We start from the raw sequence: 14,744 nt of genomic DNA on the forward strand, positions 1-14,744 counted from the left end.
AGACGGACCATGGAGAAGATCAACGAGCGCCTGCTCAACTGGGCGTCGATCCTCGACGACGGCACGCTGGCCCAGGCCGAGCGCACGGCGGCCATGCCCTTCATCCACCCGCACGTCGCGCTGATGCCCGACGCCCACCTGGGCCGGGGCGCCACGGTGGGCTCGGTGATCCCGACGCTGCGAGCGATCATGCCGGCGGCGGTGGGCGTCGACATCGGCTGCGGCATGGCCGCGGTGCGGACGCGGTTCGACGTGTCGGAGCTGCGGGCCCAGGGGTCGCTCGCGCAGCGGCGCGAGGCGATCGAGCGGGCGATCCCGCTCTCGGCCGGGCACCACAACCGCAAGGTCGTGGCCACCGCCGAGCCGCGGATCGAGGAGCTCACGAAGCTCGCCGAGGAGGCCGGGTTCGACCCGGCGGGCGACAAGAAGGGCTGGGAGCTGCAGCTCGGCACGCTCGGCAGCGGCAACCACTTCATCGAGGTCACCGTCGACGAGGCCGACCGGGTGTGGCTGTTCCTGCACTCCGGCTCCCGGGGCGTCGGCAACAAGATCGCGCAGCGGCACACCGCCGTGGCCCGCGCGGCGTGCGCCGGCGTCGACCTGCCCGACCAGGACCTCGCCTACCTCACCGAGGACACCGACGAGTTCTGGACCTACATCCGCGAGCTGCGGTGGGCGCAGCACTACGCGCTGCTCAACCGCGAGGAGATGATGGACCGGGTGGTCCGGCAGACCGCGGAGTTCGTCGGCACCGAGGTGGTGGAGGAGGAGCGGATCTCCTGCCACCACAACTACACGGTGCAGGAGACCCACGCGGGCGAGGAGGTCTGGGTCTCGCGCAAGGGCGCCATCGACGCCGCGGCGGGCCGGGCCGGCCTCATCCCGGGGTCGATGGGCACGGCGTCGTACGTGGTCACCGGCAAGGGCGAGCCGCAGTCGCTGCACAGCTCGCCCCACGGGGCGGGCCGGGCGTACTCGCGGACGAAGGCCCGCAAGACCTTCACGCACGAGCAGCTGCGGGCGGCCATGGCGGGCATCGAGTTCCGGGACACCGAGGCGTTCCTGGACGAGATCCCGGCGGCCTACAAGGACGTCGACGTGGTCATGGCCGACGCCGCCGACCTCGTCGAGGTCCGGCACACGCTGCGCCAGATCGTCAACGTGAAGGGCACGTAGGCGGTCAGCCGGCTGCGGCGACCTCCCGCGCCGTCGCCCGGGCGCCCTCGGCGTCCGGCGCGGCGAGCGCGGCGCTCGCGGCCCGGCGGCAGGTGTCGAGGTCCAGCGCGGCGATCCGCGCGGCCACCGCCGGCAGCGCCGCCGGCGACGCCGACAGCGAGGTCACCCCCAGCCCGACGAGGACGACGGCGAGGTCCGGGTCGGCCGCTGCCTCGCCGCACACGCCGACCGGCGTCGCGGTCACCGCGGCCTCCCGCCCGAGCTGGTCGAGCAGGCGCAGCAGGGCCGGCTGCCACGGGTCGTTGAGCCCGGCGAGCGCGCCGGACTGGCGGTCGGCGGCGAAGAGGTACTGCGTGAGGTCGTTGGTGCCGACCGAGACGAAGTCGACCTCGGCGAGCAGCTCGCGCGCCCCGAGCACCGCGGCCGGGACCTCGATCATCACGCCGACCTCGTCCGCCCCCGCGGCGCGCGCCCGCGTCACGAACCGGCGCGCCTCGGCGGCCGTCGCGATCATCGGGGCCATCACCTTGAGCCGCACCCCGGCCTCCGCGGCGCCCGCGACGAGGGCGGCGAGCTGGCGGTCGAGCACGCCGTCGCGATCGGCGACGCCCTGGTCGAACACCCGCTGGCCGCGCACCCCGAGCGCCGGGTTGGGCTCGGGCGCCATGGCGAGGAAGGGCACCGGCTTGTCGGCGCCGGCGTCGAGGGTCCGTGCGGTGACCGGCCGGCCGTGCAGCGGGGCCATGGTCGCGGCGTAGCCGGCGCGCTGGTCGTCGGGCGAGGGCTCGGTGGCCGCGGAGAGGAAGGTCAGCTCGGTGCGCAGCAGGCCGACGCCCTCGGCGCCGACCTCCGCGGCCCGCGCGGCGTCCTTGGCGTCGGCGATGTTGGCGACGACGGCGACGCGGTGGCCGTCGGCGGTGGTGACGGGACCGGTCACGACGGTGGGCCCGGCGGCGGCGAGGTCGACGCCCACCGCGGTGCCCGCCGCGACCGTCTCGACGGTCCCCGCGGCCCCGTCGACGCGGACGAGGGCGCCCTCGGCGAGCGACGCCGCGCCGCGGCAGCCGACGACCGCGGGCACCCCGAGCGAGCGGGCGAGGATCGCGGTGTGGCTGGTCGGCCCGCCCTCCTCGGTGACGAGGGCGAGGGCGGTGGCGGGCTCGAGGGTCGCCGTGTCGGCCGGCGCGAGGTCGCGGGCGACGAGCACCGACGGGCCGGACAGCGGCGGCACGCCCGGCGCCGGCACGCCGAGGAGCTCGGCCACGATCCGGTCGCGGACGTCGACGACGTCGCCGGCGCGCTCGGCCATGTAGCCGCCCGCGGCCTGCAGCGCCGCGACGAACCCGGCCGCCGCCTCGTAGACGGCGCGGGCGGGCGGCGTGCCGTGGTCGCGGACGTGGGCGCCGGCGGCGTCGAGCAGCGCCGGGTCCTCGGCCATCATCGACGTCGCGAACAGCACGTTCGCCACGTCGGGGTCCAGCCCCGGCTTGCTGCCCAGCGCCATGAGCCGGGCGCCGACCTCCGCCGCCGCCGGCGCGATCCGCGCGGCCTCCGCCTCGCGGCGCTCGGCCGGGATCGCCGGGCCCGCCGCCGGCTCCCCCAGCGGCTCGGGCACCCGGACGACCGGCCCCACCGCCGCCCCGCGGCTCGCGGGGGTCCCGCGCAGGACCGCCTCCTCCTGCTGCGTCTCGGTCGTGCTCATCGTGGGCTCCCCTCGTCGGGCTCGCGGGTGACGTCGGTGTGTCGCCGACGAGAACGCTACGAGAGGAACCCTTGACAGTCCACAGGCAAAACCACAAACTTCCAACCAGACCAACACAGAACCGGAGGTGATCGGGCATGTACGCCGCCGAGCGTCACCAGATCCTGGTCCGCCGGGCCCAGGAGCTCGGTCGCCTCGAGGTGACCGCGATCGCCGCGGAGCTCGGGGTCACCACCGAGACGATCCGCCGCGACCTGACCGCGCTCGAGCGCCAGGGGCTGCTGCACCGGGTGCACGGCGGGGCCATCGCCGCGGGCCGTCTCGAGGTCGAGCCCGGCGTCGCCCAGCGCGACACCACCGCGAGCGAGGAGAAGGACCGCATCGCCAAGGCCGCGGTCGCCGAGCTCGGCCCGGCGTCGACGATCCTGCTCGACGCGGGCACCACGACCGCGCGCATGGCCGCGCTGCTGCCCGACGACGTCGAGCTCACGGTCGTCACCAACGCGCTGCCGATCGCCACGCTCCTCGCGGGGCGGCACCGCATCACCGTCCACATGATCGGCGGGCGGGTACGCGGCACCACGCTCTCCGCGGTCGACCGCTGGGCCCTGCAGACGCTGGAGAGCGTCAACGTCGACGTCGCGGTGCTCGGCACCAACGGCTTCTCGGTGGACCGGGGGCTCACCACGCCCGACGTCGCCGAGGCCGCGGTCAAGGGCGCGATGGCCCGCGCCGGCGCCCGCACGATGGTCGTCGCGGACGCCGGCAAGTACGGCGCCGACTCGTTCTCGCGCTTCGCGACGCTCGACATGGTCGACACGCTCGTCACCGACGCCGGCCTGACCACCGCCCACCCCGGGGCGGCCGACGCGCTGCGCGCCGCCGGGCCCGAGCTGGTGATCGCGTGAGCACCCGGGGGAGCGCGGGGCCGATGGTCGTCACGGTCACCCCCAACCCGAGCCTCGACCGCACCGTCGAGGTCGCCGCCCTCGTCCGCGGCGCCGTCCTGCGCGCCGACGCCTCCCGGGTCGACCCCGGTGGCAAGGGCGTCAACGTCTCGCGGGTCCTCGCCGCCTTCGGCCACCCGACGCTCGCGGTGATGCCCGGCGGCACCGGCGAGCTCGCGACGCTGCTGCGCGCGGCCGGCATCCAGCCGGTGAGCACGCCGGCGCGCGGCACCACCCGCGTCAACACCGCGCTCGTCGAGGCCGACGGGACGACCACCAAGATCAACGAGCCGGGTGTCGAGCTCCACGCCCACGAGGTGGCTGCGCTCGTCGACACCGTCGCCGCCCACGCCGCGCCCGCGGCCTGGGTGGTCACCGCGGGCAGCGTGCCCCGCGGCGCCCCGGACGACCTGCACGCCCGCATCGTCACCGCGGCCCGGCGCGGTGACGCCCGGGTCGCGGTCGACACCAGCGGCCCGGCGCTGGCCGCCGCCGTCGCCGCCGGCCCCGACCTCGTCAAGCCGAACGTCGCCGAGCTCGCGGAGCTCGTCGGCCACCCGCTGCCCCGCCTCGCCGACGTCCTCGCCGCCGCGGCGGACCTGCGCGGCGGCGGGATCGACACGGTGCTCGTCAGCCTCGGCGCGGCCGGTGCCGTCGTCGTGGCGCCCGAGGGCACCTGGCACACCGCGAGCGTGCCGGTGACCGCGGTGCGCAGCACCGTCGGCGCCGGCGACTCGACGCTGGCCGGCTACCTGCTCGCCCGCACATCCGGCGCGTCCCCGGCCGACGCGCTCGTGCACGCGGTGGCCTGCGGGGCCGCCGCCGTCGGACTGCCCGGGACCGCCGTCCCCGGCCCCGCCGACATCGACATCTCGTCCGTCAAGCCGGCGTCCGCGCCGGAGGAGTCCCTCGACCTCACCGGAGAGGCAGCATGACCACCAGCACCGCCCTCATCACCGCCGACCTCGTCGACCTCGACCTGCCCGCCGGCGACCGCGCCGCGGCCGTGCGCTCGCTGGCCGAGCGCCTCGTCGCCGCCGGCCGCGTCAGCGACCTCGAGCAGTTCCTCGCCGACGTCGAGGCGCGCGAGGCCCAGATGCCGACCGGGCTCGAGGGCGGGATCGGCATCCCGCACTGCCGCTCCGCCGCGGTCACCGTCCCGACCCTCGGCTTCGGCCGCAGCGCCGCCGGCGTCGACTTCGGCGCCGAGGACGGCCCGGCCGACCTCGTCTTCCTCATCGCCGCCCCCGCCGGCGGCGGTGACGAGCACATGACCGTGCTGGCCGCGCTGGCCCGCCGGCTCATGCGCAGCAGCTTCAAGGACACCCTGCGCCAGGCCACCGACGCCGCGCAGGCCGCCGACTTCATCGCGAAGGAGGTGTCGGCGTGAAGATCGTCGCCGTCACCGCGTGCCCGACGGGCATCGCCCACACGTACATGGCCGCCGAGGCCCTCGAGATCGCCGCGGAGGAGGCGGGACACACCCTCACCGTCGAGACCCAGGGCTCGGCCGGCTCGACCCCGCTGACGGCGGAACAGCTCGCCGAGGCCGACGCCGCGATCTTCGCCGCCGACGTCGAGGTCCGCGACAAGGAGCGTTTCGCGCACCTGCCGCTGGTCCAGGTCGGGGTGAAGAAGGCCATCTCCGGCGCTCCCGGCCTGATCGCCCAGGCCGAGCAGGCCGCGGCCGAGGCCCCGGCCCGCACCGCGGCACCGGCCACCGCCGGCGGCGGCAGCCCGGCCACGCCCGCCGGTGCCAAGGCCCCGGCCGGCCCCGGCGCCGCGTCGCGGGTCCGCGCCTGGCTGATGACCGGCGTCAGCTTCGTCATCCCCTTCGTCGCGGCCGGCGGCCTGCTCATCGCCCTCGGCTTCGCGCTCGGCGGCTACCAGATCAACCTCCCCGAGGACGAGCCGCTCTACGAGACGATCCTGTCCGGCGGCTTCGACGCCGGCTCCCTCACCGCCTGGGGCGCGCTCGCCTTCGGCATCGGGTCGGCGGCGTTCAACTTCCTCGTCCCGGTGCTGTCCGGCTACATCGCCTACGCGATGGCCGACCGCCCGGCGCTCGTCCCCGGCTTCGTCGGCGGCGCGATCGCCGTGACGACGGGCGCGGGCTTCCTCGGGGGCCTGGTGTCCGGGTTCGTCGCGGGCGGGCTCGTCATGTGGATCAAGACCTGGCGGGTGCCACGGGCGCTCGCGGGCATCATGCCCGTGGTCGTCATCCCGCTGATCTCGACCGCGGTGGTCGGCCTGCTGATGTACGTCGTGGTCGGGCGCCCGATCGCCGCGGCCACCGACGGCCTCACGAACTGGCTCAACGGCCTCTCCGGCACCAACGCGGTGCTGCTGGGCCTGCTGCTCGGGCTGATGATGTGCTTCGACATGGGCGGCCCGGTCAACAAGGCGGCCTACACCTTCGCCGTCGCCGGCCTCACCACCGCGTCGCCGACCGCCCTGACGATCATGGCCGCGGTGATGGCCGCCGGGATGGTCCCGCCGCTCGCGATGGCCCTGGCCACGGTCGTGCGCCGGTCGCTGTTCACCGACGTCGAGCGGGAGAACGGGCGGGCCGCGTGGCTGCTCGGTGCCTCGTTCATCTCCGAGGGCGCCATCCCGTTCGCCGCCGCCGACCCGTTCCGCGTCATCCCGGCGATCATGGCCGGCGGCGCGGTGACCGGCGCCCTGTCGATGGCCTTCGGCGCGACCCTGCGCGCCCCGCACGGCGGCGTCTTCGTGGTGCCGCTGATGGGCAACCCGCTCGGCTTCCTCGCCGCGGTCGTCATCGGGACCGTTGTGGCGACCGCGCTGGTCGTCGCCCTCAAGTCCTTCGCGCGGCGCCGTCCCGCCGGGTCCGGTGCCGAGCCGGCCGGCGACACGGCCGGCGGGACGGACGGCGGGACGGACGGCGGGACGGACGGCGAGACGGACGGCGGAGCCCCCGCGGAGCCCTCGCGCGCCGGTGCCGCCACCACGGCGGGAGCGTCCGCGTGACCGCCCCGCACCCCCAGCCCCAGCCCGTCGCCCAGCCCGTCCCGGTGCCCACCCAGGAGCCCAGCATGATCTCCCGACAGGTCGTCGTCGCCACCCCGATCGGACTGCACGCCCGCCCCGCCGCCGTGTTCTGCCGGGCCGCGGCGGCCCAACCCGCCACCGTCACCGTCGCGACCGCCGAGGGCAGCACCGCCGACGCGCGCAGCATGCTCTCGGTGCTCGGCCTCGGCGTCCGCGGCGGGCAGGAGGTCACGCTGAGCGCCGACCCCGGCCAGGACGGCGCGCAGAGCAGCGTCGACACCCTCGCCGACCTGCTCGCGACGGACCTCGACGCCTGACCCCGCCCGGCCCGTACCGAGCGAAGGGCCCCTCCGGTCGATCTCGTCGACCGGAGGGGCCCTTCGCTGGTTCCCGGTGCCGCCGACCTCGTCGAGCTCCGGGAGATCGTGGCCGGCACGGGACGTAGGTTGGGGACGTGATCGCGCGCCAGGTCGTCGTCGCCACGCCCCGCGGGCTCGGGGAGGAGGCCGCGGGGCGCTTCTGCACCACCGCCCGCGCGCAGCCGGCCCGGGTGCACGTCGTGGTCGACGACGGGCGCTCGGCCGACGCGCGCAGCGTGCTCGGGGTGGTCGAGCTGGGCATCGCGGCCGGGCAGGAGGTCACGCTGACCGCCGACGAGCACGAGGCCGGGGCGCAGGCCAGCGTCGACCTCCTCGCCGGCGAGCTGGCCCGCGACCTCGAGCCCGACGACGAGCCCGCCGGCGGCCAGGAGGCCTGAGCGCCGGCACCGGTCACACCACCGCGGTCTCGCCCCAGATGTCCTCGAGGTAGCGCTCCGAGGACCGCAGGCCCGCGAGCCACGCCGCGCCGTCGGCCTCGCCCGCGCCGGTCTTCGCGCGGAACACCGCCACGAGGGCCGCACGCACCCCGGGCGCCATGGTCGAGGCGTTGCCGCAGACGTAGACCACGGCGTCGGCCTGCATGGCCGCCCACACCTCGTCGGCGGCGCCCTCGAGCGCGTGCTGGACGTAGCGGTAGGGGTAGCCGGGCACCCGCGAGTACGCCGGGAACAGCGTCGCCACGCCCGCCTTCTCGAACGCGGCGAGCTCGTCGGCGTAGAGCAGGTCGTCCTCGGGGTCGCGGCAGCCGAGGAACAGCAGCGAGCGCGCGATCGGCACGCCCTTCGCCCGCAGCGCCTCGCGCTCCTGGAGGAACCCGCGGAACGGCGCCATGCCCGTCCCCGCCCCCACCATGATCATGGGCACGTGCGGGTTCGCCGGCGGGCGGAAGGCGATGCTGGGCGAGCGGACGAACGTGAACACCGTGCCGCCCTCGGGCACGTCGTCGAGGTGCCCGGAGCACACGCCGCGGTAGGTGCCGTCGCCCGAGCGCGCCGGGGCCTCGAGCACCCCGACCGTCAGCGCCACGTCCGCCGACACCTGCGGTGACGACGAGATCGAGTAGAAGCGCGGGCGCAGCGGCGGCATCAGGTCGAGGAACGCGGCGAACCCGAGGTCGCACTCCGGGTGCTGCTCGAGCAGCTCGAGCAGCGTGCGCCGCGGCTTGGCGATCGTCTCCCGGTACCGCTCCTTGGCGGCGTCGTCGTCGCCGACCGTCGCCGCGAGCTCGTCGCGCGCCGGCCCCTCCGGCATCGCCGCCACCATCGCCGCCAGCCCCGCGCGGCTGGCCACGTCCTGCAGCTCGACGCAGCCGGCGAGGATCGCGAGCAGCGGGTAGGGCTCGCCGACGGGCAGGTGGGTGGGCGCGCTGCCGTTGGCCGTCAGCGTCGCGAACTGGCCGCCGTCGAGCCCGAAGCGCCGGATGACGCGGTTGACCAGCCCCATCGGGTTGCGGGGCAGGACGCCCAGGTGGTCGCCGGTGCCGTAGGAGATGCCGGCGGGCATCGCGATCTCGAGGTGGCGCACCGACCGCCCGCCACCGCCACCGCCGCGGGCGGTGAGCTCGCGGTTGACGCGCACCGTCGCCGCCTGGCCGCGGTACGACTGCAGCACCGGGCTCGCGGTGCGGCGCTGCTCGAGCGACACCGCCAGCCGCGGTCCGCTCGCGGCGGTCGCCGTGGTCGTCGCGTCGAGCCCGAGCGCGGCGCCCAGGTCGTCCCACAGCCCGCGGTACCAGTCGTCGAACTGCCCGTCGAAGTCGCCGCGCGCGTCGCCCTCGCCGCGCGGGTGCACGCGGGTGCCGCCCTTGGCCTCCAGTCCGGCGTCGACGCGGGTCGGCACGGCCTGGTACGTCGCGGCCCAGTCGCGGTTGCCGCAGCCGAAGACGGTGAAGCGCACGCCCGCCGCCGACGCCGCGTCGGAGTCGAGCCAGGTGCAGAACCGGGCGGCGTTGTCCGGCGGCTCCCCGTTGTAGGACGAGGTCACGACGACGACGGCGCCCTCGGTCGGCAGCTCGCCGACGGCCTCGTCGAGCGCGGCGGTGCGGGCGGTGTACCCGCGATCTCCGGCGTCGCGGGCGATGCGGGTGGCGAGGTCCTCGGCCGCCCCGAGGTTGGAGCCGAACAGCACGAGCAGCGGGGTGCCGTGCCGGTCGGCCGGGGTGACGGGCAGGCTCGCGGGCCGGGGCTCCGCGGCGGCCACGGCCGCCGGCCGCGCCGCCGACCCCCACGTGCGGCCCTCGCGGGGCCGCACGGTGATCGTGAGCCCCTCGGGCTTGATCGTCAGCGACTCCTTGATCCGCAGCTGGTAGTCCGCGTGGTCGACGAGCTCGAAGCGCTGCAGCACCATCCCGAGCACCAGGACGGCCTCCTGCAGCGCGAACTGCCGCCCGATGCAGGCCCGCTGCCCGGAGCCGAACGGCCGGTAGGCGTTCGGGGGCAGCGCGTCGAGGCGCTCCGGGGCGACGTGGTCGGGGTTGAACTCGCGGGCGTCGGGACCCCACACCTCGGTCAGGCGGTGCAGCATCGGGGTCAGCGCGACGATCCCCGTTCCCGGGTCGAACGGACCGTACCCACCGACCGTCTCCCCCGGGCTGCGGGCCTGGCGGGTGAACGCGGGCGCGGTGGGCCAGAGCCGCAGCGTCTCGTCGAGGATCTGCCGGACGTAGCCGAGCTGCCCGATCTGCGCCACGGTCGGCGCGACGCCCGGGTCGGTGCCGAGCACGCGGTCGACCTCCTCCTGGGCGCGCGCGACCACCTCGGGGTGCTTGAGCAGGTAGTACACGGCGAACGACAGGAGCCCGCTCGTCGTCTCGTGTCCGGCGATGAGGAAGGTGCCGCACTGCGCGACGATGTTGTGGTCGGGCAGCGTGTTCCCCTGCTTGTCGGTGCCGACGAGCATGTGCCCGAGCAGGTCGGTGCCCGGGTCGCCCGACGCGCGCCGCTCCTTGACGATCTTGTCGATCGTGTCGTCCATGAACTTCGCGTTCGCGAGGAAGCGCTGCTGCGCGCCCCGGCGGAGCTTGATCTGGACCGGCAGCATCTGCTGGCGCTTGAGGCTCTCCGAGAGCGACTCCATCATCGCCTCGACGAAGGGGTGCTGGGTGTCGCGGTAGAAGGAGTTGAAGCGGTACCCGAAGCCGCACAGCGCGATGGTGTCGAGCGTCAGCCGGGTCATGTCCCCCGCGACGTCGATCGGCTCGTCGGGGTTGAGCCGCTCCCACTTGAGCATCAGCTGCTGGGCGATGTCGACCATCGGGTCGACGTAGCCCTTCATCGCCCACGTGGAGAAGCTCGGCAGCAGGATGTCGTGCGCGGACTTCCACAGCGGGTCGGCGGTGTCGGCGGTGAACAGCCCGGCGCTCGTGTGGGTCTTGCGGATCTCACGCTGACCGGTGCCGACGAGCTTGTCGAAGCGGCTGTCGTCGCAGAGGTCCTGGACCATCTCCAGCCCGGAGACGACGTAGGTCGTCCCGGCCGGGGTGTGCAGCTGGAGGATCGGGCCGTACTCGTCGGCCAGCTCCATGATGCTCTGGACCAGCCGGTGGGTGTCGATGTCGCGGGCGTTGCCGATGATCGGCAGCGGCTTCGGTCCCGGGATGTCGGCGAGCGACCGACCGGGGGCCTCAGGGGTGGTGGTCATGGCTCGCTCCTCGGGGTCAGGACGGCGGATGCCGGGGTGGGGCTCGGGTCGGGGTGCTCGCGGCGGACCCGACGGTCGTGGCGCAGCAGGGCGACCGCGACGAGCACCACCCAGGCCGGCAGGACGAGCAGGCTCGCGGGGTGGTCGGTCGCGGTCAGCAGGAGCCAGGTCGCGAGGAGGTAGCCGACGACCGCGACGCCGCGGGGCATCACGCCCGCGGCGCGCAGGAGCGTGGTCGTGGTCAGCGCGAACATGCCCGCGCCGCGCACGGAGAACAGGAAGACCAGGCCGTAGCCCAGCGCCGAGAGCCCCCGGGCGATCTCCGGGTCGAGCGGCGCGCCGCCGCCGATCGTCGTCAGCAGCACCGGCGTCGCGAGCGCGGCCGTGCCGGCGAACAGCAGCCCGACGAACAGCACGCCCGAGAGCAGGTTGAGGCCGTCGGCCATCGCCGAGGGCGTCCTCGCCAACCCGTCGAGCACCGAGCGCAGCGCGACGGCGAACCACAGGAACGCGATCCCGGCCAGCGGCACGAGGTAGATCGCGACGGCCGTGACGACCGTGTCGCCCGCGCCGTCGTAGAACGCGCCGTAGGCCGACACCGGCGCGTCGAGGTGCGGGACCGCGTTGACCGTGACCAGCGCGGCGACGAACAGGGCGGCGAAGACGAGCCCCAGGACCGCCGCCGAGCGCGGCGTCGCCGGCTTCACCGCGGCCACCGCTCGTCCGGGCCGTGGGCGGGCGGCGCGGGCTGCAGGTCCTCCAGGATGCGCAGCAGGTCGAGCGTGCCGGAGAACGGCTGCTCCCGACCGGTCTCGGTGATCACGGTGCCCTCCAGACGCCCGTCGGCCGTGCGGAGGAGATCGACCGTCAGGTGCATGGCGTCCTCCTCCGCGACGCCGTCGAGCGTGCGCCGCGCGAGGGGTCTCCCACCCCGTCCGGACCTTCCAGTCCGGCTTCCAGTCCCGGTGCGCCTTCGGCGCTCGTGAGCAGAAAGAAGTGCTGGAGCACTTCTTTCTGCTCACGTGCGGCGGAGCCGCACCAGCTCCCGGCGGGAGGTGACGCCGAGCTTCGCGTAGACGTTGGACAGGTGGTAGGCGACCGTGCGCGGGGTGATGTAGAGGTCGCGCCCGATCTCGCGGTTGGTCAGGCCCCGGGCGACGAGCGCGACGACGGCCTCCTCGTGCGGCGTGAGGCCCAGCGAGTCGTCGCCGCCCGACGGCGTGAGCCCGGCGGCGTGCAGGAGCTCCTCGCACCGCGCCCGCCACGGCGCCGCGCCGAGCCGGGCGAGGGTGTCGCGGGCGCCGCGCAGGACGTCGACGCCGGCCCGGCGCTCGCCGGCGGCCAGCAGGCGGCGACCGATCTCGGTCTCCAGCCGGGCGAGCGCGTGCGGGGCGACGATCCCGTCGAGGCCGGCCTCGGCCACCGAGCGCGGGACCGGCTCGCCGGGTACGAGGACCAGCCGCAGGCGGGCGACGTCGACGCGGTAGCGCCCGGCGGTGTCCCCGGCCCGCTCCTCCAGCGCCGCCAGCGCCGCGGCCGCCTCGTCGGCGCGGCCCAGCGCGTGCAGCGCCTCGGTCTCGAGGACCCGCGGCGCGAGCAGGCCCAGACCGTCGGCGAGCGCCCGGACCGCGGGGTCGCGGGCGGGCGCCAGCGCCTCGAGGACCGCGGCGGGGTCGTCGGCGACCTCGGCGAGCCGGGCGGCGGCGATCGCGCCGTACAGGTCGCGGCCCCACCACCGCGGGCCCGACGCCGCCGCGGCCGCCAGGTGCGCGCGGGCCTCGTCGGCGCGGCCCCGCAGCGCCAGGGCCTCGGCGGCGAAGGCGTGGGCGAGCGCGCCGGGCAGCGCGGTGCCGCCGTCGCGGGCCAGGGTGACGGCCAGCTCGAACCCCTCGACGACGCCGTCCGGCACCCCGACGCGGTCCAGCACGGCGGGCCGGAACGCCAGCGCGATCGCGAGCCCCCGCACGGGTTCGCCGGCCCGGGCCCGGCGGACCGCCTCGTCGAGGTCGGCGGCCGCCGCGGCGTCGTCGCCGGCGAGCGTCGCGAGCACGCCGCGGACCAGCAGCGCGTCCACCCGGGGCGGGCCGCCGTCGGGGTCCGAGGCGCGGTCGAGCACGGCGCGCGCGTCGGCCCCGCGGCCCGCGACGGCGAGCCCGACGACCAGCGCGAAGCCGGCGGGCAGGCGCACGTCGTCGCCGCGGGCGTGGTGGGCGAGCGCGCCGGCCGCGGTCGCCACCGCGCGCTCGGGGTCGCCCTGCAGCAGCTGGAGCACCGCGAGGTGGGCGGCCGCGCCCGCCCGCGCCCGGTCGCCGGGGCGCTCCTCCCCCGGGTCGCCCGGCTCGGTCGCGGCCGCCGCGGCGAACCACTCCCGCGCGACCCCGAACCGGCCGGTGAACAGCGCCAGCTGCCCCAGCACCGCCGCGCGCCACGGTCCGGGCCCGCAGCCGGTCACCGCCTCCTCGAGCGCCACCGCCCGCGCGATCTCGCCGTCGGCGACGAGCCGGGAGGTCGCCGCCAGCAGGCGGCGCTCGCGGTCGACGGGCTCGGTGCTCAGGTCGGCGGCGGCGCGCAGGAGGTCCGCGGCGTCGGCGCCGGCGAGGGCCGCGCCGGGCGTGGCGACCAGCTCCTCGATCTCCGCGGCCAGCGCCGGGTCCGGGCCGGCGGCCGCCGCGACGCGGTGCGCGAGCGCGGCGCGTCCCGTCAGCCGGCGCGCCGCCGCGGCGTGCACGGCCCGGCGCCGCGCCGGCGGCAGGTCACCGCGCACGGCCGCGCGCACGAGGGGGTGCACGAAGCCGATCCGCGCCGGCGGCCCGCCGGGCAGCTCCTCGAGCAGCCCCAGCCCGACGGCCTCGTCGAGCGCGTCCGACGGGTCGTCGAGGTCCGCGACGGCGGCGGCGAGGGCGAGCGGGGCGCTCTCGCCGAGCACGGCCGTCGCGACCACCAGGGACGCGGTCGCCGGCGCGGCGCGGGCGAGGCGCACGAGCAGCACCGAGGGCAGGCTGCGCGGAGCCGGGAGCACGTCGGCGGTGCCCGCGAGCACCTCGGGCGGCAGCTCCTCGATCAGCGTGCGCGCGTGCAGGGGGTGGCCGCGCGTGTGCCGCCACAGCCGGTCGGCGGCGCCGATCGAGCCCAGCGGCCGGTCCAGCGCGGCGGCCAGCTCCGAGAGCTCGCCGGGGTCGAGGCCCTCGAGCCGCACCCGGTGCACCGACTCCCCCGTCGCGGGCAGCCGCTCCCACCACGCGTCGGTCGGCGCGGGGTCGTCGACGTCCCCGGGCCCGCCCGCGGGGTGGCGCAGGCCCGCGAGCACCAGGACCCGGTCGTGGCGCAGCCGCCGCAGCGCGAACACCAGCGCCCGCACCGAGGCCGGGTCGGCCCACTGCAGGTCGTCGAGCACGACGAGCACCGGGTCCTCGCCCGGGACCGCGCCCAGCGCCCCGAGGAGGTCCGCGCCGACGGCCAGCGGGTCGGCCCGCGGCGCGCGGTCGCCGCGCAGCAGCGGGAAGCGGTCGACGAGCTCCGGGGGCAGGCCCGCGACCACCTGGTCGAGCAGCCCGTGCGCGAGCCCGCTCTCCCCCGCGTCGCCCGTGGCGGTGAGGACGGCGGCCGCCCGACGCCCCGCCGTCGCGCGCGCGAGGAACGCCGTCTTGCCCGCGCCCGCCTCGCCCTCGACCCAGACGATGCCCGGGCGCCCCGCCCGCGCGGCCTCGTACGCCGCGTCGACGACGGCGAGCGCGTCCCGGCGACCGACGAAGACCGGGCCGACGGCGACGCGCCGTGGCCACGCGGGCCACGGACGCGTCGTCATGGTCATGACGACAGCGCAGGTCAGGCCCCCTGTCCAGGGCCACTTCCGAGGGAGATCGGCTGATCGCAGCCGGTCAGCACCGG

Annotated in this window: 12 protein-coding genes; 7 read left to right on the top strand and 5 right to left on the bottom strand. The window is 76.6% G+C overall.

Annotated elements, in window-relative coordinates; all coding sequences use genetic code 11:
- The first annotated feature begins 9 nt into the window (after positions 1-9).
- Complete coding sequence (locus PH190_RS02060; protein WP_274229842.1) at positions 10-1,176, top strand: RtcB family protein; 1,167 nt, start codon at positions 10-12, stop codon at positions 1,174-1,176.
- Positions 1,177-1,180: 4 nt separating this feature from the next.
- Here PH190_RS02060 and PH190_RS02065 read toward each other — a convergent pair whose 3' ends face one another.
- A complete protein-coding gene (locus tag PH190_RS02065; RefSeq protein ID WP_274229843.1) occupies positions 1,181-2,878 on the bottom strand; it encodes a putative PEP-binding protein in 1,698 nt (565 codons plus the stop codon).
- A 137-nt stretch (positions 2,879-3,015) separates the two neighbouring features.
- On the opposite strand from PH190_RS02065, the gene PH190_RS02070 reads away from it, so the two are divergent.
- The 6 genes from PH190_RS02070 to PH190_RS02095 all read left to right on the top strand — a co-directional run bounded on the left by PH190_RS02070 (position 3,016) and on the right by PH190_RS02095 (position 7,594).
- A complete protein-coding gene (locus tag PH190_RS02070; RefSeq protein WP_274229844.1) occupies positions 3,016-3,786 on the top strand; it encodes a DeoR/GlpR family DNA-binding transcription regulator in 771 nt (256 codons plus the stop codon).
- Positions 3,787-3,809: 23 nt separating this feature from the next.
- Entirely contained in the window at positions 3,810-4,760 is a 951-nt protein-coding gene (pfkB, locus tag PH190_RS02075; RefSeq protein WP_274230047.1) for a 1-phosphofructokinase, read from the top strand.
- A complete protein-coding gene (locus PH190_RS02080; RefSeq protein ID WP_274229845.1) occupies positions 4,757-5,215 on the top strand; it encodes a PTS sugar transporter subunit IIA in 459 nt (152 codons plus the stop codon). The genes pfkB and PH190_RS02080 overlap by 4 nt, the downstream gene beginning before the upstream one ends.
- The gene (locus tag PH190_RS02085) at positions 5,212-6,816 is read left to right on the top strand and encodes a PTS fructose transporter subunit IIC (RefSeq protein WP_274229846.1); all 1,605 of its coding nucleotides are present in this window, start codon (positions 5,212-5,214) and stop codon (positions 6,814-6,816) included. Before PH190_RS02080 ends, PH190_RS02085 begins: the two co-directional genes overlap by 4 nt.
- The gene (locus PH190_RS02090) at positions 6,813-7,154 is read left to right on the top strand and encodes an HPr family phosphocarrier protein (protein WP_337993784.1); all 342 of its coding nucleotides are present in this window, start codon (positions 6,813-6,815) and stop codon (positions 7,152-7,154) included. The genes PH190_RS02085 and PH190_RS02090 overlap by 4 nt, the downstream gene beginning before the upstream one ends.
- Positions 7,155-7,291: 137 nt before the next feature.
- Positions 7,292-7,594: an HPr family phosphocarrier protein gene (locus PH190_RS02095; protein ID WP_274229847.1), complete on the top strand. Its 303-nt coding sequence runs from the start codon at positions 7,292-7,294 to the stop codon at positions 7,592-7,594.
- 13 nt (positions 7,595-7,607) lie between these two features.
- On the opposite strand, the gene PH190_RS02100 is transcribed toward PH190_RS02095, so the two are convergent.
- The 4 genes from PH190_RS02100 to PH190_RS02115 all read right to left on the bottom strand — a co-directional run bounded on the left by PH190_RS02100 (position 7,608) and on the right by PH190_RS02115 (position 14,667).
- Positions 7,608-10,856 (bottom strand): bifunctional cytochrome P450/NADPH--P450 reductase, encoded by a 3,249-nt coding sequence (locus tag PH190_RS02100; RefSeq protein WP_274229848.1) that lies wholly within the window; start codon positions 10,854-10,856, stop codon positions 7,608-7,610.
- Complete coding sequence (locus tag PH190_RS02105; RefSeq protein WP_274229849.1) at positions 10,853-11,572, bottom strand: hypothetical protein; 720 nt, start codon at positions 11,570-11,572, stop codon at positions 10,853-10,855. The genes PH190_RS02100 and PH190_RS02105 overlap by 4 nt, the downstream gene beginning before the upstream one ends.
- On the bottom strand, positions 11,560-11,733 hold the full coding sequence (locus tag PH190_RS02110; protein WP_274229850.1) for a hypothetical protein: 174 nt from the start codon (positions 11,731-11,733) through the stop codon (positions 11,560-11,562). Before PH190_RS02110 ends, PH190_RS02105 begins: the two co-directional genes overlap by 13 nt.
- Before the next feature lie 141 nt (positions 11,734-11,874).
- A complete protein-coding gene (locus PH190_RS02115; RefSeq protein WP_274229851.1) occupies positions 11,875-14,667 on the bottom strand; it encodes an AAA family ATPase in 2,793 nt (930 codons plus the stop codon).
- Positions 14,668-14,744 lie beyond the last annotated feature (77 nt).

It is taken from the genome of Actinomycetospora straminea, assembly GCF_028737255.1.
In the GTDB taxonomy this organism is placed as follows: domain Bacteria; phylum Actinomycetota; class Actinomycetes; order Mycobacteriales; family Pseudonocardiaceae; genus Actinomycetospora; species Actinomycetospora straminea.